Source organism: Microcystis sp. BLCC-F210 (assembly GCF_042134685.1).
GTDB classification, from domain to species: domain Bacteria; phylum Cyanobacteriota; class Cyanobacteriia; order Cyanobacteriales; family Microcystaceae; genus Microcystis; species Microcystis aeruginosa_D.
The window spans coordinates 767,392-790,367 of record NZ_CP169647.1; the positions used below are offsets into that span (position 1 = coordinate 767,392).

The window sequence follows — 22,976 nt, forward strand, 5'->3', positions numbered from 1 at the left end:
TAAATTCCGTGTCAAAAGTTGATAAAGTAGCTGGGTTTCGTAAAAAAGTAAGCGACATAGCCCATCTTTACCCAATGCCTTAAAACTTGGTAACTCTTGGATGACTTCGATTTTTTCCCCGGTTTTTTCGTTGCGAGTACAATAGGTGTGTTTCCTCGGATTTAGCTAAGAGTTGTTAAGTTTAGTTGTAATCTCGGTTTTAGCGGGTTTATTCGGGCAAATAGTCACCATTGCATGAGCATATAAATGAGAGCGCATTAAGTCGGAACCCTTCCACGACTTTTTAACCTTGTCCTGTTTTGCGGATGTGTCTCCTGAAATTTGATAGCAATACCCTAAACATAGATAAGCTTGAAACTTTCTTAAGCTGATATCGTGATCACCTCTAAAGTAGGGTTTCCCGTTGACCAAGAATCTTTCTATAGGATAGCAGTGCAAAATTAGTAAGCTTTGAGTTATAGTACCAAAGCAAAATTGATTAAAGACTTGACGATAAAGCTTAAACTGTTCTAAGTCTAAAATCTCTCTTAGCTCCTGTTCTTTAGAAAATATTCTAGTCTCGTACATTATGATGTCATTAGCCAATAACGGCTCTTCTAGGTTCTGTGTGATAAGTTTAACTTACAATATGATCGATCAATCTTTGTCTCCTTTGTGTCTTTGTGGTTCGTTCCACCCCCTCGCTAGGAGGAATATATCTTAGAATACATTTTACCCACCAAATCCAAGAGAGCCCAATAACTGGCTATATTCGCTAATTTCAGTCCCGGCCGTGGCTTTAATCCGTGGGTTTTTCAACAAACCAGCGATAAGCTGTTCGTAATTTAAATTGCTTGTTGAGACGAGGCAAAAGGCAACAGTAAAGGGATTGGGGGAGGTTCGGCTAATTTAAAAATAAGCGGTTTAAATGCGTCTTAGCTTATGTCCTAACGTAGGATTACAGCCCTTAACCCCGATATATTCAAAGTCTTTTTGAGCGATTTCTAGGTGTTCACAACATAATCGCTGTCTAAGTTGGTTAATCAAAGAATTTTTGTTTTTATCTAGTTGTTCCCGTTCGTGAAAAGTCCGACGCAACAAGTTGATCGAGTCATCGTCGTAATTGTTTAAGATCGGGGGATTGCCTAGATCATCTAACCCTGATTTGTCGAAATAAGTTATGGCAATGGTTAGAGCGCCAAGATAATCATCTTTATTTTTAGTCTTAAAGTAGTGCTGCCGACTTATCTTGGCTTGCTGATGAGATATCTATTGAATGTCTCATCCTAACTTCTTAGCGCAATTAACCCAGAAGCTTGCATACCAGTAACCCGTAGGCTCTAGAATAATCGCATCGACTTCTAGAGATTTAATAATCTCGATCGCTTCTGCGTTGCATTCATTGGATTAAAGAACCAGACTTCTACTGGAGAACTAGGAAATTTATCTCTTAATTCTTGGACTTTTACTGGTAAATTTTGCTTGAATTTTTCTTGTTCAACTGGGTCTCCCTTTTTATGTTTTGCCCTGGGTTTTTGACAAGAATATCTCGACTTTTTTAGGTAATCCCATCCCCTTTGATTCCAAACTTTTTCTCGCCCCGTTTCCTTTTCTATCCATCTGGCTACCTTCGGTCCTGTCCAAATTCCTCCATCCGCAGGACGTTCTTTCAGTTCTTCTTTTAATTTTTGAAATTGTTCTTCCTTCAATAAAGGTTCTTTTCCTCTCCGATGTTCTACACTTTTTTTCTTGAGATTTTTAACTCCTTCTTCTCCTAATTCATTATATTTCTTGAGAATTCTAAAACTATATTGATAATCTAACCCCACAGCTACCGCCGCATTTTTGATTGTCCATCCTAAGGATATTTTCCACAACAAGTGCCATCTTCTTGTTTCCACTGAGTCTTGACTGCTTCTGTATCTATCTTTCAGTTCCTCTGAACTCAGATGTTCGGCTAAGTAAGCTTTCTTGGGCATTTTATTTCCTCGTCTTTACTTGTTTTATTATAACAGGATTTAATATCATTCATCTGGGCAATAAGTCTCGGAAACCTGAAAGAAAGTTGAGGAAAGTGATAGAACCAGTTAGGTGAGAATAAAATACCAGTGGTCGCTTTAACATCACCTGAATAGTCGGTTTTTGGTGTCTTTCCCCCGACCATCGGCTGCTACCACTGGTTTGCTGTTGTTTGTTGTTGTAATCCGAGGAAATATAGTTCTTGCGTTCCCAAGCGCCTGAACTGCATTTATCTCTCTGGTAAAAATTGTAACAGACAATACCCATTTTGTGTAAAAAAAAGTAAACAATTTGGTAAAAAATTATTTTTTGCGGTAATCATCAACCCTCTGAGGACAGCCCCAGATTACCGTTTCCTGTTTGTAAACCACCATACCGGGCTTGGCTCCTTTGGGTTTATAGACGTATTTGGGACGGGTATAGACGACGGGAACCTGTTCACTATGGCGAGCGCGACTATAATAAGCGGCGTAATCGGCGGCAAATTGCAGATCGGCGGCTTCTGGAACTGTACCGGGGTTTAAACGGAGTAAAACGTGACTACCAGCGATTTCTTGACTATGAAACCAGATATCGTAATCGCTGGCACTACGAAAAGTTAGCCGATCATTTTGACGGTTATTTTTGCCAATCCATAATTCTATTCCAGAGGGAGTAGTAAAGCGCATGGGTTCGGATTCTTTATTATTCGCCCGATTACGCTGGTAATTGCTTTCTAGATACTTCTGTTGGATTAATTCTTCTTGTATCTCGTCTAGGGTCTGTAAATCTTCGCTGCTGCTATAATTTTCTAGTTGACTTAAACTCGATCGCACTTGTTCGAGATAATTAATTTCACTAACCACTTCCTCTAATAAAGGTTCCACCGCTAACCGCGCCCTTTTTAATTTCTGATGTTGTTTATACAAATATTGGGCATTCTGCACGGGATTTCTTTCGGGATCGAGAGGAACAATTACAGGGTTTCCTGTCTCGAAATCTGCCAAAGTAATGCTAGTCATTCCCTGCGGTATTTGCTGCAGATTGGCCATTAATAAATCCCCTTGCTGTTTATAGCGATCAGCATGAGCGGATTCTGCTAGTCTTGTTTGAAATCCCGCCGCTTTAGTTTGCAGTTTAGTCAGTAAAGAGGTAATTTTTTGATTTAACTTTTGCTGTAGTTGTCGAAAGCTTTCTTGATTAATTTGCTCGCTATAATAACGGTTTAATAATTCTTGAACATTTTTAGCTGCCGCCAGCATCTCCCCACCGATCACTGTATAACCTTCTCTCGTCCATCCCGGTTGAAAGGTTTTATTTTCAAGGATTGTTAACCATTCTTGCCAAGCTAAAAAGAGCTTTTCCCAATCGTTAGTATCTAACTGATCCGTGTTTAATTTCGGGTTAATTTTGGCTTTTTGCAACAGCGATCGAGCGATGACGGGACTAACCCCACGATAGGTACTAACTAACTGTTTTTCGATGGTTTTAGGGATTAAACTAACTCTGGCTTGCCAACTGCTTAAGGATTCTTCTAAACTGGGATTTGTTCCTAATAAAACTGGGGGTAGTTGATAGATTTGTCCCGTTTGTACGGTGCGAACACTAGACTGGGTGGCATTGACTTGATGGGCAACGGTGACAATTTGATTGTCAGCCGCAGTTAAAATCACATTGCTATATTTGCCCATAATTTCTATATATAAATGCCACAGCGCCGGATCATCGGGACGTTGGGCAAATTGCAGATCGATGACTCTTTCCCACGGGGCAACAAATGCTAATTTTGTCAGCGCAAAACCATTGAGTTGATGACGCAATTGATCGCTAAAAGTGAAGGTATCAGGGACTTTCGGCGGTGGATCACCAATATGCAGCCGCGCTCCTTGGGGATGCCAAGAAATAATTAACCATCCCTTGCGATCAAAGGTTCGTAAATGGAGGGCGATCGTCTGGCGATCAATTTGATACACTTGTTCTAGTCTGGCGGGTAGCCAAGTGGCGGCAATTTCGGCACAGGTGGCACTGAGGGTGGTAAAGTCTAGGGATTGCATTTTCAGGATTCAGCTGTAGGGTGGGTTAGGCGACGGTAACTGCTACAGTTTAGTATTGATTTTGTGTTCGCCGTAACCCACCAAATTATTGCTCCTTTTTTCTTGGTGCGTTACGCTGCGCTAACGCACCCTACTTTTTACTTTTATAAAAGGGTTTTTTGACGACGGTAGCGGGGTAGGTGCTGCCGCGGATTTCCACTTCGATCGCCTGTCCGATCGAGGCGAAAGGTGTGGGAAGATAGGCTAAAGCGATCGCTGTGTTTAAAGTTGGTGATAAAGTGCCACTGGTGACTTTACCCACCGCTTCCCCAGCGAATACTACTGGATAATCGTGACGCGCGATATGTTTGCCGGACATCTGCAATCCTACCAAGAGCCGATTCACACCATTAAGTTTTTGGTCTTCAAGGACATTGCGACCGATAAAATCGCCTTTTTCTGGCAGATGAACCAACCAATTTAAGCCAGCCTCTAGGGGACTCGTGCTATCGTCGATATCCTGTCCATAAAGGGCTAAAGCTGCCTCTAAACGCAGGGTATCCCGGGCCCCCAAACCGCAGGGAGTCACCCCTAAATTTAAGAATTCTGTCCAAAGTTGCTGTCCGATTTCAGGAGGGGCCATAATTTCAAAGCCATCTTCTCCCGTGTAACCGGTCCTAGCGATAAAAACTTTTTCCCCGAAAAGCTGGCTTTCCCAGTGATTAAATAGGCCAAAATCGCTTAATTTTTCCCCAATCAAGGGCTGTAAAATTGTCGCTGCCTTTGGTCCTTGCAGGGCGATTAAGACCCTTTCTCGGGATAAATCCTTTAATTTGACCCCCGATCCCTCTAAATTGCCTAAAATCCATTCTCGATCTTTATCGGTGGTTGAGGCATTAACAATTAATACGCCTTGGCTTTCGCTTTGGTAGTAAAAGATAATATCATCGATTATGCCACCGTCCGGGTTAAGTAAAACGCTATACTGTGCCTTTCCTGCCCTTAAACGGGCTAAATTAGAGGGAACTAGGGTTTGGAGAGATTGAACCAGATTATCTCCAGTTAAGATAAATTTGCCCATGTGGGAAATGTCAAACATCCCCACACCATTGCGGACAGCATTATGTTCGATTTTTAGGCCGCTAAACTGTATCGGCATCTCCCAACCCGCAAAAGGGGTAAATTTGCTGGTTTGTTGGGCAATTAGGTCGTATAAAGGGGTACGAATAGCGGGGGAAGTTGCTTCTTGGTTAGCCACGGTGATCTCGATCGAATGGTTTTCTGCCTAGAGTAGCATAGCAGTTATCAGTTATCAGTGACCAGTTATCAGTTATCAGTTATCAGTTATCAGTTATCAGTGACCAGTTATCAGTGACCAGTTACCAGTTATCAGTGACCAGTTACCAGTTATCAGTGACCAGTTACCAGTTACCAGTTATCAGTAACCAGTTATCAGTTATTAGTGACCAGTTATCAGTTATTAGTGACCAGTTATCAGTTATTAGTGACCAGTTATCAGTTATTAGTGACCAGTTATCAGTTATCAGTGACCAGTTATCAGTTATCAGTGACCAGTTATCAGTTATCAGTGACCAGTTACCAGTTATCAGTAACCAGTTACCAGTTATCAGTAACCAGTTATCAGTTATCAGTGACCAGTTATCAGTTATCAGTGACCAGTTATCAGTTATCAGTGACCAGTTATCAGTTATTAGTGACCAGTTATCAGTTATCAGTGATCGATCACTATCCACTATCCACTATCCACTGATTACTGATAACTGAAAAAGTTCCCCACTCCCCAATTCATAATTCATAATTTATAATTCATAATTCCCACTCTCTTAACCTTTCTCGCACTCTGTCAATGGGAACCGCTAAACCGCAGCCCAATTTTACGGCATTTTCTAGGGGTTTGGGAGTAGAGGTATCAGCACAAAATAAACCCGCTTGGGAAATCACTCCCACCACTTGATTTTTATCGTTTAAAACTGGACTTCCCGACTGTCCAGAAACGACAAACATGGATAAACTTAAGGATTTTTCGTTATTATCATTAACCGTGCCTTTGCTGACAGTCCAATCTTTTTGATTAAAAGGATTACCGATCGAGATTACCGGTTGATTAGGGGCAATTGGTAGGGGCGCTAAAGCTAAAGGTTTTAAATCTGGCGGCGGATTTTTTACCTCTAATACTGCCAAATCGAGCCAGTCGTTAGGGGGAGTAATGTGGAGAATTTTAGCTTTTGAACGCTTGCGAATTTTTCCCTGGGGTGGTTGGCTATAATACTCCACAAAAATGCGCGCTTCTGGGTCGATTTCTTGACGGTAATTCGTCACCACATGGCGGTTAGTTACGATCCAAGCTGTGTCTTGATCTCGTTTTAATAACCAACCGGTGCCGATACCATTTTTATTTTGACCCCGCACGACAATTTTAACAATTGAGCGTTTTAAATTCACCAGAGGATCAGTCTTAACACTGGGAATTATCTCTGGCATTTTTAATAATTCGGGATGATCGTGAATTAATCGACCTCGTTGGATTTCCTGTAAAATAAATCTAGCTTCTGATAAATTGGGATCGATTTCTACGGCCTGCCGACACCAATTTAGACCCTCATCAATCTGGCCGATATTAATATATACATAACAGAGATTTTCGTAAATCTCGGCATTTTTAGGGCTAATTTGGCGCGCTTGTTGAAAAACTGCCATCGCTTCCCCTAGTTTTCCCTGTTCCGCTAAAGCTTCGCCTAGATAATTATAAACATTCCCATCTTTAGAAGCGTAAATTAAAGCCTGTCGATATATTTGCTCTGCTTGCTGCCATTTTTCCTGTTTTGCTAGGGTTTCTCCCAATTTTTTGTAGGTTTCACCCTGACTAGGCATCAATTCTAGAGCTTGCTGATAGGCATCACCGGCCTCTGGCCAGAGTTGCTGTTCACTGTAGGCCTTTCCCAGATAAAAATAGGCCTTTCCCTGAGTAGGATCGAGAAAAACCGCTGCTTGCAGAGCTTTCGCCGCCTCGTCCCAACGTTGTAAACTATAGAGAGCTTTTCCTAGCTGAAATTGCGCTTTAAAAGTTGGTTTAATGATAATTGCTTTTTGGTAAGCATCGATCGCCTCTGACCATTTTTCCTCTTGCGCGAAGATATCCCCCAAAGCCACTAAATAATTGCTTTGGGAGGGTCCCATCGGTGGTTTATTATTAACGATAAAGCCACGATTATATGCTTGTAAGGCTTCAGCATAGCGTTTTTGACTTTGCAAGACCTGAGCGATTTTTATATGGGCTTGGACTGAATTTTCGTCAAAAGATAAAACTGTTCGGTAAGCAGACAGAGCCGATTCCTTTTCCCCCGCAGCCAAAAGTCGATCGCCTTGCCAGAGATAGGCCAAGGCAATAAGATAAAAAATAGCAAAGGGAGCAGCGACGGTGAAGGCAATAATTAAAAATATTTGCAGGGGTTTGCTAGAATAGCGGCGACCGATTTTAATATCTTTTCTTTTCATTTCTTGGTTAGGATAGACAACAGGCCACGGTTCGATAGGTGCAATTAATTTTGTCTATGTACTTATAGAGGATTAGGGGAATAGTTAAGGTTGTGGCTGTTAGCTGGGATGGTTTTCTCCATCTTATTTGTCAACCTCCTTTACCCAGTCTGCTGCTGCGATAATCACTAATAGTATCGTTGGCAATTAAAATTAAAAAGGGAATTAGGCGATCGCCCTTTGGTGGTGGATGATGTGTCGGAAAATCTCCTACTCACTAAAGTTAACTTAACACTAACCTTATTTAGGGTCTACTGAAAAGGTTTTTCGTGGGTGTAGGGTGTAGTGTGTAGGGTTTTACCGATTTTGAGGACGTTCGGCGAGACCTCGTTTTACCTCAATTTTACCCTCGATCACTCCAATGGTTGGCACTTTTTGAGGAAAAAAAGTCTAAAAGTTTTAGCCAACAAGGTTTTTAGATTTATTCAGCAAACCTTATGGAAGAACACTGGTCGGCAATTTTCGTCCACGCTTAATTAAGAAAAATAAACTGTAGCGAAATATACTTTTTCCCTGTGTTCTAATGGGGATAGATAGGGAAAAAAAATCATGTCAAAATCACTCTTTACCGATGCCAGCAGTCGCTTAGAACGCGCCCTCAAGTATGTCTCCATTTCCGATGATGCGATCGAGCGGTTAAAATATCCCAAGGCTAGTCTTAGTGTCTCCATACCCGTCCGTATGGACAACGGTACTTTAAGAATCTTCCAAGGCTACCGCGTCCGCTACGATGACACCCGCGGTCCCGGCAAAGGAGGGGTGCGCTATCATCCTAACGTCAGCATCGATGAGGTGCAGTCCCTAGCCTTTTGGATGACCTTTAAATGCGCCCTGCTGGATTTGCCCTTTGGTGGGGCTAAGGGCGGTATTACCCTCAATCCGAAAGAATTGTCAAAAGCCGAGTTAGAACGCCTTAGCCGGGGCTATATCGAGGGTATAGCCGATTTTATCGGTCCCGATATCGATATTCTTGCCCCCGATGTCTATACCAACGAGATGATCATGGGTTGGATGATGGACCAGTACAGCATCATTCAGCGTAAAATTAGTCCGGCGGTGGTGACGGGGAAACCTTTAACCATGGGAGGCAGTCGCGGCCGCGATACGGCGACAGGAACGGGGGCTTTTCATGTTATTAACTCTCTTTTGCCGAAATTAGACAAAAAACCCGCTAATACTACCGTGGCAGTCCAAGGATTCGGTAACGCTGGGGCTGTAGTAGCAGATCTCCTCGCCAAAGCCGGTTATCAAGTGGTGGCGGTAAGTGATTCCCAGGGCGGCATTTATCGAGAAAAAGGCCTAGATATTGCCAGTATTCGTCAGTATAAACAGGAACATCGCGGAATTACTGCTATTTACTGTCAGGATACCGTCTGTAATATCGTAGAACACGAGGCGATTAGTAATGAAGAATTATTAGCCCTAGATGTGGATGTTTTGATTCCGGCTGCCCTAGAAAACCAAATTACCGCCGAAAATGCTGATCGCGTGCGGGCAAAATATATCTTTGAAGTGGCCAATGGTCCCACTACCTCGGAAGCTGATCGCATTTTAGACTCAAAAGGGATTCTCGTTTTCCCCGATATTTTGGTTAACGCGGGTGGGGTAACGGTGAGTTATTTTGAATGGGTGCAAAATCGCAGCGGTCTTTATTGGCAATTAAACGAGATAAATGAGCGCTTAAAAGAAAGAATCGTGACAGAAGCCGAAAAAGTCTGGTCTTTCGCCCAAGAATTCGATATGTCTCTGCGTACCGCCGCCTACGCCCACGCCATTGATCGTCTCGGTGAAGCCCTAGATGCGAAGGGAACCCGCGACTATTACCAAAATAAGACGAGAGTATAAAAGCCATTGTCTTTTTCAGGGGGTTAAGTGGGTTTGGCTCTAGGTTTTAAAAATCCCAGAAAAGCAGATTCCTAGCCAAAAATTAAGATTCTGTCGGCTACAAAGACCCTAGCCAACCCATTAACGAAGCCAGGAGGCAGTCCCGATACCAAAGTTGCCACCGCCAAGCATGAAAATATTCTGATTGACGAATTTGCGTTATTTCAGCTTCTATTTTCAAGTCATACCAAATTTCTAAATTCCTGACAGACATAGAGCTTCTAAAATCCAAGATCATCCCGTCAAATAGCCGATAGTGTCATGGGATAAACGATTTAAAAGAGCATCGAGTTTATCTCTTAAAGCATCAAGAGATTGAAAAGTTTCCCATGCCAGAGAATTTTTCAGGTAAAGCCAAACTCTCTGATCGGGGTTAACTTCGGGACAACAAGAAGGTTGATAAAACAAGATAATATTGTCGGGAATTTCTAAGTGTCCCGCAAATTGAGTAACGCACAGAAAACGGGTTTCTCCGAGAAACCCGTTTTCTACTCATGCAAGTATATAATTTTAGCCAATGGTTCCCATTAACTGGCTCTCTACGTTGAATCGATCGAAAAGTACCAGCTATAAGAGTGATTAGGGGGAAAATTCAGCTACTTTATTTCTACGGTGTCTAAATTGTCGGCAGGAGTAAAACCAAAGAGACGGGAATAAAAATAAAATTCTGCATCTAATGCTCGTTTTATCGATTCAGCTTGACGAAATCCGTGTTGTTCTCCCGCAAAGGGAACGTAAGCAACGGGTAAACCTTTCGCTTTCAAAGCTTCTACCATCATTTCCGCTTGATTGGGTGGAACTACTTGGTCTTCTAATCCTTGAAAAAAGATCACTGGACAGGATAACTGACTGGTAAAATGAATGGGCGATCGCTGATAGTAAATTTCCTTTTCTTGAGGATAAAGTCCCACCAATTTATCTAAATATCTCGACTCGAATTTATGGGTATCGGTGGCTAAAACCTCTAAATCACTAACTCCGTAATAACTAGCTCCTGCTTTAAAAGTATCATGAAAAGTTAGGGCTGCTAAAGTTGTATAACCACCGGCGCTGCCTCCAGAAATTGCCAATCTTTCCCCATCAACTAATCCCTGATTAACCAAATATTTTGCCCCGTTGATGCAGTCCTCCACATCGACAATTCCCCAATTTCCCAGCAAACGCTGACGATATTGACGACCATAACCCGTACTACCGCCATAATTAACATCTAGATAGCCAAAACCGCGACTGGTCCAGTATTGCACCCGCAGACTTAAACTAGAGGTAGCCGCGGCCGTCGGTCCACCGTGACTTTTGACTAAAAGGGGCGGTAATTCGCCATTGGGGGCGGTATAATCGGGGTTTTTGGGGGGATAATACCAAGCAGATGCAGTTAGTCCCTGACTGGTGGGAAAAGCGAGCATTTCTGGAATCGAGAAATAATCGCTAGAAATAGTTAAATTACTAGAAGATTTGAGAATTTCTCTCGTTCCTGTGGCTAAATCCAGTGAGATAACCGCCGTTACTTCCTTGAAAGAACCGCCAAGAAAAACTATTTTGTTACCGCTAACTTGTAAGGAAGAAATGTTAGTATCAGCAGTGATAATTTCTTGGAATTCTCGATTAACAGTATCGATACTTCCTAAATACCAACGACCATCTTTTGTATAGCTACAAATAATCTTTGATTCCCGGGCAAAACCGTAGTTAGATAAACCAAAAACCCAATGAGGATAGGCAAATTCAGCCTCGATCGGTTCGAGAACTGGTTCGATTTGTTCATCGTAGTTAAAGCAATAAAAGTTCCAGAAATTATTGCGATCACTGGTAAAATATAACTGTTCATCGGCAGACCAGCGCGGTTCACACACCGACTCATTTTCACCACCAGCAATGACCCGAATATTACTCAAATAAAGATTATTAATATCCGCCACCCAGAGAAAAGAACTATCCCAGGGCATATTAGGATGATTCCAACTAATCCAAGCTAATCGAGAACCGTCGGCACTTAAGCGAGGAGAGGTATAAAAATCATCGCCAGATACTAAAGTTTCTATTTCTCCCGTATCCACATCGATGCTGACAATACTATTAACTGGTTCCCGATCTTTTTGGCTATGATCTTCACAAATACAGATTAAACGATTGCGAAATTCATCGAGAATTAAATCCGCATAACGACAGGAATTTTCTGGGGTCAGAGGTTGGGGCAAACTCTCAGCAGTTTGGCGATAAATTCTTTGGTCAGCAAAATTACAAAAATAGATAATTCCAGCAACAATTAGATAGGAACCTCCCCCGTATTCATGGACACGAGTTCGCACATTAAAAGGCCCTGGAGTGATGTCTGTGGTTGTGCCGTCGGGGTTTAATTTAACTAAAACATTTCGCCCCTTTTCCTGTGGTCTGCCTTCTAACCAATAAATATCTTCTCCATCTAGGGTTACACCACCAAGACTAATCGATGCTGCCACAATTAGATCGGAGGTAATCGGTGATTTCCAGGAACCGTAAGCTGATATTTGATGAGACATTTTCGACTAAAGCAGTGATCCTAATGGTGAACTAACTTGATCAGAAACGCTGATAAATTAAGAAAATTTCGAGTAAACAGAATAAAGTAGGGATTAGGTGCATCCCTACCTGACTCTCTGTTTTTCTGCAATCGGAGCGGCGGGATTCGAACCCACGACCCCTACTACCCCAAAGTAGTGCGCTACCAAGCTGCGCTACGCCCCGATATTGAACCTTAACCATCATAGCGATAATCGCCGCATTTTGCAAGCTTTTTTTTTCTTCCTTTCTCCCCCATCCCCGGAATTAGCGGCCAGCTATCTAGCTAATTGGGGAATACGTCCTTTTAATCCCGTCATTAATTGCAGGGCAAACAATTTCAACGGGGGGAAACCGCGCATCATTGCCAATCCGAGACGACGGATGAGAACGATGGGCGGCCAGTTATTGGAGAACAGACGATCTAGAAAATCTGTGAAGCCTAAAATCGCTAAATTCTCTGATCTACGCCATTTTTCGTAGGATTTTAGGGTAGAAAGCGCTCCTATATCTTCTTGCTTTTCTACTGCTTCCTTTAATACCTGCGCTAAAGCGGCTGCGTCGCGAATGCCTAAATTTAAACCTTGACCACCGACGGGATGACAACAGTGAGCGGCATCACCAATTAAAGCCAGTCGGGGTTTAACATAGGTATCACTCTGCATTAACTGTACGGGAAAGAGAGCGCGGGGGCTAACTAATGCTATTTTTCCCAGTAATCCCCCCGTATATGCTTCTAATTTGTCGATAAATTCCGCTTCGGGCATTTCTTGCAGTTTTTTCGCTTCTTCATGGGGATTTGTCCAAACGATCTGACAGCGATTACCCTGGAGCGGTAAAATGCCCATCGGACCAGTGGGCCAAAATCTTTCAAAGGCGGTATCGTTGCGGTCGAGTTGATGTTTAATGGTAAAAGCGACACAGGATTGCCAATATTTCCAACCTTTGGTTTTAATTTGCGCCCCTTGTCGGATAGCGGATTTGGCTCCATCGGCCCCGATAACTAATTTTGTGGTGATTTTTCGGGTTTGACCGGCTTCTTCCAGGGTGACAGTGGCTGTTTCTGCTCCGTACTCCACTTCTAACACTTTGGCAGGGGATAACCAGTCAATGCGATCGCAATCTTGGCCGGCATTGTGTAGGGCGGTTAAAATCACTTGATGTTCGCCCACATAGCCTAAATAATCGGTTTTTAGCTCATCGACCACAAAGGGGACAAAAATCGGGTAATCGGCATCAGAAAGGCGAATATGACGAAATTTACCGATACTGGGCGAGATTTTATCCCAGATACCCAAGCCTGTAAAAATCCGGCTCGACATCAACGAGAGGGCATAAGCTTGACGACGGGAGGCGGCCACCTCTAGGGGACGTTCCTCGATCATAGCGATATTTAATCCTGTATTTTTTAAAGCCACCGCTAGGGTGGTTCCGACTATACCGCCCCCGACAATGATTAAATCGTAGCTGTCCCGTCTTAACATATAAATATTTTTCTCAAAGATAATCAGTGACTACACTGATCTATTCTGACACGATTTTCGGGGTTGCTGTCGGGTTTGATTGTCTTCACCCCACCTAGCCATTGATAGACTTGAAAGGGTTTTGTCCGTGGTTGAGAGTTTCGGGTTATCGCTCTTCCTAGACTTCTGGAAGGGTGATAATACTAAATCTGGTTATTAAAGACTGATTATTTATTCCCCTTTTTGCATGAGTGCATGAGCAGAAAACGGGTTTCTCGGAGAAACCCGTTTTCTGTGCGTTACTCAACAGATTTAGTATAACAAGCTGCTACAAGCTCTGTTAGCTGATACTGCTGGGGAGCCAGTCTTCTTGGATACCCCGACTTGGGGCAACAACCCGAGAAGTTGGCTAAAGACAAAACCCGCAACAGCTAGACTACTCTTTTTTTAACTTAAGGCAAGCTTTCTATTAATTGGATCACAAAGTTAGCCCTTGTAGAATCGCCTAAAGTTAGATAACCTTCTCTGGCTTTACTATACCAAATCTTGGCTTGATTATTATCTCCTAAAGCTGCATAAACTTCGCCTAAACCAAATTGAGCCAAGGTTTTTTCTTCTAATTGTTCTGGTATCTGAGCTAATTCTATCGCTTTTAGATAATGATTGGTAGCTAGATTAGCTAGGCCAATTTGCCAGTACAAATCAGCTAAGTTTCTCTCGATTATTGCTGAATTTTGACCCTGTTTGATGGTAGTTTCTAGAATAGTGATCGCTTCACTGGTAAGATGATAAGTTGCTAGGGATTTGGAGGATAAAACATAGTTATTAAAAGTTGAAGTCGGTAGGGTATAAGTTCCATAAAAATCCGCTAATATTAATGCTTTAGTTTGCTTATTTATATTTAATTGTTCTATTTTATTAACTTCGGCCTGTATGGTTGCAACTTCGGAGGAATGTAACCTGATGAATTCTATGTTAGAAGCTTTATCTTGCTCGGAAGACTGTCCCCCATCGGTTTTAATTGTCACAGAATAAGGAATACCGGGCCGAAAAACTGGTGTTCCGGGATAGGAAATTTGGGTTTGAGAAACTTGCTTTTCCCAGATAATCCCCTGTGAATCCATAACTTTTATTGTGTAATATCTCGTTTGGGAAACTTCATTCCAGCGCAAAATAGGGGTATCTGTCAGTATTAGGGTGTGACGGGGTGAAATGAGATAGGGAATGAGTGCATTTGTTCCCCCTAAAGAACCCGGGGGTGGGGGATTTTTGGCTTTTAACGCTTCCCAGATGGGGCAAATTGTCTTTAGTCCAGAGGGTACACCTGAACTAACTGGGCGTTGTTGTAAATCGGGACATAATACTGTCACCCTAACACCCTGAAGAGGAAAAATTTGATCGCCTTTGTTTAATTCTGTATTAATAGAAACGGGTTTAAATTCAGTCCAATTTTGTCTTTTTAGCTTGACGATACCAGTTGTTGATTCAATTCTAGCAGGTAAGGCTATCCCTTTAGCACTTTCTAAAAATAGGGTCAGCATTCCTGTGGTTAATCCTAATAGAATGAGTTGGGTTTTGGTGAGCATTTTTGTTTCTCCCGGTTTGCTAAACATTGTTGTGCTTGTATTCTCCAGCTATCTTCGTCAGAATTTAAGCTGTTAGCGTATTGATTACAGGTTTCCCATTCTTTTAATGCCTCTGTTTGGTTATTTTGGGCTTCTCTTACCTGCGCTAGTAAACAATGAGGGGCAGCACTATTTTTATCTAATTTAATCGCTTCTGATAAAGCTGTTTCTGCCCCTGGAATATCTCCTTGTTTTAGCCTTGCCCAACCTAAATTTTTCCAGATAGCAAATTGGGTTTCTTGATCTAATTTTGCCTCAGATTGGGCTTTAAGTAAGAGGTGAACAGCAGCAGGATAATTTTTATTGAGAATATGTAATCGAGCTAGATTATTAATAGCGGTATTGTTACCCCCTTGTATAGCTAATATATATTCTTTTCTAGCTAAATCAAAATCCTGTAATTCTTCGTAGAGTAATCCTAAGTTAAAATGTGCCTCAGCGTCATCTGGATTTAAAGACAAGGCTCGTTGATAATCTTCTTCTGCACTGCTCAAATCTCCCTTTTCATAATGACTCCAACCCCAATGATTATACCAGGTGGCTACAGTTGGTAAAGAGAGTCTTAATCCCCAAATACTCAGCATTAATAAAAAAGATAAACCAGCGCCAATTTCCTGCCAGTATTGTTCTTGAATCCCAAAGCGTGTCAGTAAGTTTTTTCCAGTTTCTTGTCCAGTTTTAGTTAAGATTCCTCCTGCGGCAAGTAAGGTTAATATACTTTGAAAACTGACTAAAACACCTCCCAAAATATCGCTTCCCCCTGAAAGAAACCGAGAGCCAATTTCACCAATTAATCCTAAAGAAATTGTCAAGAAAGTAACAGAAGCTCCATTGGCCAATAAATTGTATTTGTGCCAAGAAGAATCAATTTTAGGGACTTCAAGTAGCCACCACCAATTTTTAGTATCGGGATTAAAATCGGGACGTAATTGGGCGATTATTGGGGCGATTGTGGCTTGTTTTTTCCTAAGAATGTTGTCTAATTCTTGGAGGGTATTTAGTATATTATCAGTAATTAAATAGGTTTCTGTTAGCTTAGTTTGAATGCGATCGCGTGCTATTAAAATATTAAGAATTTCGGCTTCTGTTGGTGTAGGATGCTCTTGGAGAATGGCGATCAAATCTTGATAAGTTTTTAGGTCTTGTTCTAGAGATGAATTAGACATAGGCTTAGAATACTTAGAATAGTGATTTTCTTAAAGTAAACCTAGAATTGTTCTTAACGCTGTTTCTAATTCTTCGAGATAAGGATTGTCTAAATGTCCCATAACTCGAATAATTCTTGACTTATCTATGACTCTAATTTGCTCGCACAGTGCTACTGAATCTTGACTTAAACCTGCTATACCTTCTGGAATAAAAACATGAGAATCAAGTAGTTTGCGCCGGATTTTAGTGGTTAATGGCACAATAATAGTATGAGGACTTACGCCATTAGCTCGATCAATTTGTATGATGATTACAGGTCTAATTCCTGACTGTTCTGTGCCAATGACGGGGTTGAGGTCGCACAAAACCACATCACCACGAATAACGCTACCATTTGATTTCGCCACGAGCTAATTTTTCCTCATAATCTTCTAGATTTGACAAATAATCTGAAAAATCAGATTCTGCGATTTCTACGAAATCAGAAAACTGCTGATTGTACTTTAAGGTAAGGAAATCAATAAAGTCATTCACTTCTTCAACTAATGACTCTGGAAGTTGACGAATTTTGGCAATTGTAATATCTTGGACTGTCATGATTGAGAATTGTTCTTGAGAGTGGGGTACTAAAGCGCAACTACAAACTGATCATAGCATTTTTGAGCAGGATTTTAAAGATTTATCTGATAACTAACAACTAACAACTAACAACTAACAACTAACAACTGATAACTGATAACTGATAACTGATAACTGATAACTGATAACTGATAACTGATAACTGATAACTGATAACTGATAACTGATAACTGATTATAATCCATTGCCAATGAGAATAAAAGGCGCCCAGTAACGGGGATGGCTGAGGCGGTTTGCTACGTCCGATGGCACTCCTTCAATAGGTTCTATTCTAATACTACCACGCCGCTGCTCATTGGTTGGGTTATTACTGGTAATCAAGGCAATTTGTGCCTGTTGTAATGCCGCTGCTTTACTCAATTTACCCGTCCTCAAAGCAGCATAAAAAGCATTCATCAAAGCTTGTGTACCGCCATCGTCAACACTCCATAAAGAGGCAATAACTGCCCTTGCACCTGCGGTTTGTAGTCGATATCCTAACCCTAAAATTTCGATTCCTGTGCCGTAATTACCCCCTAAACCTGTCTCGCAAGCGCTCAAAACAATTAAATCAATATTTTTAAACCGCCAGTTTTTCATTGTTTGTAGAGTCACAACTGTCCCATCTCCAAAAAGAACAAAAGACTGTTCTGGAGTTCCCACCACAAAGGCTGCATGGGTGGCAAAATGGACGACAGTATAGCTATCCAGTAGGGGAATAATTGTTTGATTGAAGTCTTTATCGAAGTATTTAGTAGTAGGAGAAACGGTCTGTGCTAATTTATCTACCTCTATACCCGCAAAAGGCAAGCCATTAAATCTGAAGTCTTCTCCTTCATGTCGAAACTGATAGCTGCCCTTGACAAATGCCGCCGCTAAAATTTGCATTTTCGGTTCGGGTTTGGTATTAAAATCAGTCAGAGATGCTGCCGTAATATTATTAACCCGGTAGCGTTCAATTAACCACTGTTTGCCGTCGTATAAAGCCGCCAGAGGAATGTAGCGCAGTTGTCCGTCAGGAGCATAAATAATCGTTTTTGCATCGGCAGTTTTTAGGTTATTTTCTAGGGGTTTAATCAGCCATTCATAAAGCTGTTGGGCTGGCTTTTTGGCATCCAGATTAGGATTTTGTAAGGCTTCCCGGAAAGCGCGAATAGTTTCGTTTAGTTCTTTTTTGCTGACTTTTACGGTGTGGCGGACGGGAGGAGAATCAGCAGTGGTGAGGATGATTTCTAAGCGGTCATCAAAGATAATTGGGTAGATAAGGACGGCATTTTGTTGGAGTTTTTTGAGATTATCAGATAAGCCAATTAAATTGTCTAAATTATTCAGGAGATCGGCGGAACGGGTTTGGGGTTTGAGTTGGTTAATTAAGGCTAAAACTTCTGGACTTTCGATAAATTTATTAAACTCAGCCACAATTTGTTCCTGTTGTTTCCAGAGTTGGGCGAGACGTTGTTCTTCTGAGGGAGTTAGTTTGCCGTTGAGTTTTTGTCGTTCTTGCAGTCGGCTGATTTCTTGGCCAATTTCTACTGCTTTATTAAGAATTGCCTCAATTCCCTCGTCTATTTTTTGTTCTGGCGGTAGTTTAGGAACTCCCTGTTCTGTATTTGTATTACCGCGCACTCCCCGCAAATAATCGTCTAATTCCTGTACTTTCAACAAATCTAACACCCGTTGCGCTTCCAGAATGCGGTCTTGTTGCAGCAGCAAGTCAGCTAAACGGCGGTAAGTATTGGCAACAGTTTCGGTGTAGGTTTGTTGCAATTCTTTGGGGAGTCCTTTAATATCGCCCCTGAGAGTTTCATAGACGTTAACCGATTGTTTGTAGAAGATAATCCCTAGTTGAGGTTGGTTTTGTTGTTGCAGTAAGTAACCAATATTGTCTAAGGTTACTGCTTCCCCTTCGCGATCTCCCACCGCCCGCCATAAGGGTAATGCCTGTTGGTAATAGTCTAATGCCTTTTGTTTCTCCCCTAAAGCATCATAGACACGACCAATATTATTGAGAAGTCTGGCTTCCCCTGCGCGATCTCCCACCGCCCGCGATAAGGGTAAAGCCTGTTGGTAATAGTCTAATGCCTTTTGTTTCTCCCCTAAATCATCATAGACAGCACCAATATTATTGAGAAATCTGGCTTCCCCCGCGCGATCTCCCACCGCCCGCGATAAGGGTAAAGCCTGTTGGTAATAGTCTAATGCCTTTTGTTTCTCCCCTAAAGCAGAATAGACACCACCAATATTATTGAGAGTAGTGGCTTCCACTGCGCGATTGCCCACCGCCCGCGATAAGGATAATGCCTGTTGGTAATAGTCTAATGCCTTTTGTTTCTCCCCTAAATCATCATAGACAGCACCAATATTATTGAGAAATCTGGCTTCCCCTGCGCGATCTCCCACCGCCCGCCTTAAGGGTAATGCCTGTTGGTAATAGTCTAATGCCTTTTGTTTCTCCCCTAAAGCAGAATAGACAGCCCCAATATTACTGAGAGTAGTGGCTTCCACTGCGCGATTGCCCACCGCCCGCGATAAGGTTAAAGCCTGTTGGGAGTAGTCTAATGCCTTCTGTTTCTCCCCTAAAGCAGAATAGACAACACCAATATTACTGAGAGTAGTGGCTTCCGCTGCGCGATCTCCCACCGCCCGCCATAAGGGTAATGCCTGTTGGGAGTAGTCTAATGCCTTCTGTTTCTCCCCTAAATCTGAATAGACAGCACCAATACTAAGGAGAGTAGCGGCTTCCCCTGCGCGATCTCCCACCGCCCGCCTTAAGGGTAATGCCTGTTGGTAATAGTCTAATGCCTTTTGTTTCTCCCCTAAAGCATCATAGACACGACCAATATTATTGAGAGTAGTGGCTTCCCCTGCGCGATCTCCCACCGCCCGCCTTAAGGGTAATGCCTGTTGGTAATAGTCTAATGCCTTTTGTTTCTCCCCTAAAGCATCATAGACAGCACCAATATTATTGAGAGTAGTGGCTTCCCCAGAGCGATCTCCCACCGCCCGCCTTAAGGGTAAAGCCTGTTGGTAATAGTCTAATGCCTTTTGTTTCTCCCCTAAAGCATCATAGACAGCACCAATATTATTGAGAGTAGTGGCTTCCCCCCCGCGATCGCCCACTGCCCGTCTTAAGGGTAATGCCTGTTGGTAATAGTCTAATGCCTTTTGTTTCTCCCCTAAATCATCATAGACAAAACCAATATTATTGAGAGTGACGGCTTCCCCTGCGCGATTGCCTACTGCCCGCGATAAGGGTAAAGCCTGTTGGTAATAGTCTAATGCCTTTTGTTTCTCCCCTAAAGCATTATAGACACCACCAATATTATTGAGAGTAGTGGCTTCCCCAGAGCGATCTCCCACCGCCCGCGATAAGGGTAAAGCCTGTTGGTAATAGTCTAATGCCTTTTGTTTCTCACCTAAATCTCCATAGACAACACCAATATTACTGAGAGTAGTGGCTTCCGCTGCGCGATCTCCCACCGCCCGCCATAAGGGTAATGCCTGTTGGTAATAGTCTAATGCCTTCTGTTTCTCCCCTAAAGCATTATAGACACCACCAATATTATTGAGAGTAGCGGCTTCCCCTTCGCGATCGCCCACCGCCCGCGATAAGGGTAAAGCCTGTTGGTAATAGTCTAATGCCTTTTGTTTCTCCCCTAAAGCATCATAGACATGACCAATATTATTGAGAGTAACGGCTTCCCCCTTGCGGTCTTTTAGGGATTGATAGATAGGTAAGGCTTGGTTATAGTATTCTAGGGCTTTGGGTTTGAATCCTAAACGACTATAAACTCTACCCAATTGCAAGTTTATCAAAGCTTCCTGTGCTTGATCTCCCAGATTACGCCACAGAGGTAAGGCTTGTTCCCATTTGGTTATTGCCTGTTGATAGGATTCGGCTGTCCCTTGTTGGAATAGTTGCCTCCCCTCGTTAAATAGCCTTTCCGCTTCAGCTTTTTTCGTCTCATTGGTTTGCGCTTGGACGGGTGGCACTATTCCGGGTTGAGAAATGGGCAAGATAGACACGCCGGAGGCGAGTAGCAGCAGTAGGGTAGCGAGGTTGAGGGATTTGAGCATGGTTTAAGAAAGGATATTTAGTTTATTGGCTCTTCTCGGCTTTGTGTGATAATTTTTGCTTATGGAATCGTGAAATGCTTACTGGACAAAACTTTTAAGACTATTTTGCGGATATTCTATCAGTATATACCTCGTTTCCACACAGAAACCAGAAGAGCCGTTTAGGCTCTCCCAGCTTTGGTGGGTAAAATGTATTCTAAGATACATTTCTCCTAGCGAGGGGGTGGAACGAACCACAAAGACACAAAGGACACAAAGATCGATCGATCCTATGTAAGTTAAACTTATCACACAGAACCTAGAAGAGCCGGCGATGGCAAGGATTGACTCCGCACTCCTTGCTGTACCATCCACTTACCGAGTGCTAGATTTATGAAGGCTTCCTGCACTTTATCTCCCAGCTTACGCCAAAGGGGTAAGGCTGTTTCCCATTTGGTTATTGCCTGTTGATAGGATTCGGCTGTCCCTTGTTGGAATAGTTGCATCCCCTCGTTAAAAAGTTGTTGCGCTTGGGTGCGGGTATCGGTTTGGGCGATGGTTGTTTGGGCGCTTGCTACTTCTGCCGCCATCACCAGGGGAGATAACCCTCCAGAAAGCAACACAGTACCAGCAATCAGAAGTTTGGAGAAAGAAACCATAGTCTTATCGAAAATTTGGGTTATACCAATTCTCCAAAGTCTGACTACAGAAGTTTAATCCCCCTAAATCCCCCTTAAAAAGGGTGACTTAAATTCGATGTGTAGTTTTCATTTAGAGAAATGGTATTAGAACCCCGTCTTTTGAGGACGGCTTTCAGCTACAATGGAAAAAGCGATAACCAAGCTAAAAACTGAACCTTGACCACAGATAGTAGGGGGTTTCGTTCAGAAAAGACTTCAAATTCGGCCTTGAACGAGTAAAACTTTCTAGGAAATAAGGTTGAACATGAGATTTTTTCGACTTGTTCAAAGTGGCCGTCCGGCATTCGGACAATCAAAACGGACGGGTCGGAAAGCATAAGACTACTGCTAAGGTAGCAGCATCCTCTGAAGCGTCAACCCCATTGACGCGACCACCCTAAAAAAGTGGCGTGGTGAGGAATCGCCGTCCGTTTTACGGCGGTGAGGATGTCAACATTAATTAAAATCAAGGAGAACCCTATCATGATTACCTTAAATCTTAACCCAGAGCTAGAAAATAAAATTCAGGAAGAAGCCAAATTAAAAGGCTTAACTCTTGAACAATATCTTCAAGAGATAATTGAACAAACCTTAAAAAATCAACCTCAAAAAAGCTCCCAAATTTTAGAATATGAGGAATGGGAAAGAAAATTAACTAACTTTATTAATCGACCTTCTAATATTAATGCTCAACCCTTATCTGATGAAGCTATTAGTCGAGAAAGCATTTATACCAGAGAGGATGAAATGCTAAGTAGGTAGGCACAATTATTTGTAGGATGGGTTAGCGGTAGCGTAACCCATGCGGGCGTTGGGTTTCATGCTTCAACCGTTCGGCGGTTCGGCTGAGCTCACCGTCGAAGCCTGAGCTCACGGCCGAAGCCCAACCTACGTTCATTTTATATTTAATTCCACCCACCTACTTATGACCTATTTAGCTGATACTAATATTCTTCTTAGGTTAAAACAAACCAGCCATCCGCTGCACTTAAGTGCGCTTCAAGGCGTTAAAACCTTAAAAAAACGTTCAGAAAAACTCTATATTGTTCCTCAGAACTTAATTGAATTTTGGGTTGTAGCGACACGACCTGTAAAAGTTAATGGCTTAGGATTAAGTTTTGAGCAAGCTACCTTAGAAATTGAAGATATTAAACATATTTTTTCTCTTTACCAAGATACTCCTGCTATTTATCCTCAATGGGAAAGACTCATTAGAAAATATCAAGTAATGGGAAAAAAGTCCCATGACGCTCGATTAGTTGCAGCTATGATTACCCATAATATTGATAATATTTTAACCTTCAACACAGATGACTTTCTGCGATATTCAGAAATTATCCCTGTCGATCCTCGAACCATTCATTAATAATCTATATAGCAGGTTCATTCTTCATTCTA

16 protein-coding genes, 1 tRNA gene and 1 pseudogene are annotated in these 22,976 nt (G+C 42.3%); 3 read left to right on the forward strand and 15 right to left on the reverse strand.

The features are described 5' to 3' along the window. Positions 1 to 1,340 precede the first annotated feature (1,340 nt). The 4 genes from ACE3JL_RS03765 to ACE3JL_RS03780 form a co-directional block, all read right to left on the reverse strand. Entirely contained in the window at positions 1,341 to 1,958 is a 618-nt protein-coding gene (locus ACE3JL_RS03765; protein WP_375328873.1) for a transposase, read from the reverse strand. Between the two features lie 342 nt (positions 1,959 to 2,300). Then, on the reverse strand, positions 2,301 to 4,031 hold the full coding sequence (locus ACE3JL_RS03770; RefSeq protein WP_375328874.1) for an NFACT family protein: 1,731 nt from the start codon (positions 4,029 to 4,031) through the stop codon (positions 2,301 to 2,303). Positions 4,032 to 4,161: 130 nt separating this feature from the next. Beyond that, complete coding sequence (gcvT, locus tag ACE3JL_RS03775; protein WP_375328875.1) at positions 4,162 to 5,268, reverse strand: glycine cleavage system aminomethyltransferase GcvT; 1,107 nt, start codon at positions 5,266 to 5,268, stop codon at positions 4,162 to 4,164. A gap of 569 nt (positions 5,269 to 5,837) precedes the next feature. Then, positions 5,838 to 7,526: a tetratricopeptide repeat protein gene (locus ACE3JL_RS03780; protein WP_375328876.1), complete on the reverse strand. Its 1,689-nt coding sequence runs from the start codon at positions 7,524 to 7,526 to the stop codon at positions 5,838 to 5,840. Positions 7,527 to 8,114: 588 nt separating this feature from the next. Between ACE3JL_RS03780 and ACE3JL_RS03785 the strand changes: the two genes are divergently transcribed. After that, positions 8,115 to 9,410, forward strand: coding sequence for a Glu/Leu/Phe/Val dehydrogenase (locus ACE3JL_RS03785; protein WP_271989052.1), 1,296 nt, complete (start codon positions 8,115 to 8,117; stop codon positions 9,408 to 9,410). 97 nt (positions 9,411 to 9,507) lie between these two features. Here the strand turns inward: ACE3JL_RS03785 and ACE3JL_RS03790 are convergent, their stop codons facing one another. The 11 genes and pseudogenes from ACE3JL_RS03790 to ACE3JL_RS03840 form a co-directional block, all read right to left on the reverse strand. Further along, positions 9,508 to 9,663: a hypothetical protein gene (locus tag ACE3JL_RS03790; protein ID WP_271989053.1), complete on the reverse strand. Its 156-nt coding sequence runs from the start codon at positions 9,661 to 9,663 to the stop codon at positions 9,508 to 9,510. 20 nt (positions 9,664 to 9,683) lie between these two features. Then, positions 9,684 to 9,890 (reverse strand): annotated as a pseudogene (locus ACE3JL_RS03795) (IS630 family transposase); the annotation flags it as partial. A 155-nt stretch (positions 9,891 to 10,045) separates the two neighbouring features. Next, on the reverse strand, positions 10,046 to 11,968 hold the full coding sequence (locus ACE3JL_RS03800) for a S9 family peptidase (RefSeq protein WP_375328877.1): 1,923 nt from the start codon (positions 11,966 to 11,968) through the stop codon (positions 10,046 to 10,048). Between the two features lie 131 nt (positions 11,969 to 12,099). After that, positions 12,100 to 12,173, reverse strand: a tRNA-Pro gene (locus ACE3JL_RS03805). Positions 12,174 to 12,265: 92 nt separating this feature from the next. Further along, positions 12,266 to 13,471 (reverse strand): FAD-dependent hydroxylase, encoded by a 1,206-nt coding sequence (locus ACE3JL_RS03810; protein ID WP_375328878.1) that lies wholly within the window; start codon positions 13,469 to 13,471, stop codon positions 12,266 to 12,268. Between the two features lie 431 nt (positions 13,472 to 13,902). Continuing rightward, entirely contained in the window at positions 13,903 to 15,036 is a 1,134-nt protein-coding gene (locus ACE3JL_RS03815) for a tetratricopeptide repeat protein (RefSeq protein WP_375328879.1), read from the reverse strand. Further along, positions 15,006 to 16,241: a tetratricopeptide repeat protein gene (locus ACE3JL_RS03820; protein WP_375328880.1), complete on the reverse strand. Its 1,236-nt coding sequence runs from the start codon at positions 16,239 to 16,241 to the stop codon at positions 15,006 to 15,008. The genes ACE3JL_RS03815 and ACE3JL_RS03820 overlap by 31 nt, the downstream gene beginning before the upstream one ends. 30 nt (positions 16,242 to 16,271) lie before the next feature. Further along, positions 16,272 to 16,631 carry a type II toxin-antitoxin system PemK/MazF family toxin gene (locus tag ACE3JL_RS03825; protein ID WP_041804033.1) on the reverse strand — a complete coding sequence of 120 codons (360 nt, stop codon included), beginning with the start codon at positions 16,629 to 16,631 and terminating at the stop codon, positions 16,272 to 16,274. Beyond that, positions 16,612 to 16,821, reverse strand: a complete 210-nt coding sequence (locus tag ACE3JL_RS03830; RefSeq protein ID WP_002789196.1) for a DUF2281 domain-containing protein — start codon at positions 16,819 to 16,821, stop codon at positions 16,612 to 16,614. The genes ACE3JL_RS03825 and ACE3JL_RS03830 overlap by 20 nt, the downstream gene beginning before the upstream one ends. A gap of 216 nt (positions 16,822 to 17,037) precedes the next feature. After that, the gene (locus ACE3JL_RS03835; RefSeq protein WP_375328881.1) at positions 17,038 to 20,919 is read right to left on the reverse strand and encodes a tetratricopeptide repeat protein; all 3,882 of its coding nucleotides are present in this window, start codon (positions 20,917 to 20,919) and stop codon (positions 17,038 to 17,040) included. A 287-nt stretch (positions 20,920 to 21,206) separates the two neighbouring features. Next, positions 21,207 to 21,557, reverse strand: a complete 351-nt coding sequence (locus ACE3JL_RS03840) for a hypothetical protein (RefSeq protein ID WP_375328882.1) — start codon at positions 21,555 to 21,557, stop codon at positions 21,207 to 21,209. A gap of 504 nt (positions 21,558 to 22,061) precedes the next feature. Here ACE3JL_RS03840 and ACE3JL_RS03845 point away from each other — a divergent pair. After that, positions 22,062 to 22,340 carry a hypothetical protein gene (locus ACE3JL_RS03845; protein ID WP_375328883.1) on the forward strand — a complete coding sequence of 93 codons (279 nt, stop codon included), beginning with the start codon at positions 22,062 to 22,064 and terminating at the stop codon, positions 22,338 to 22,340. A gap of 163 nt (positions 22,341 to 22,503) precedes the next feature. Then, a complete protein-coding gene (locus tag ACE3JL_RS03850) occupies positions 22,504 to 22,944 on the forward strand; it encodes a PIN domain-containing protein (protein ID WP_149985927.1) in 441 nt (146 codons plus the stop codon). Positions 22,945 to 22,976: the final 32 nt, after the last annotated feature.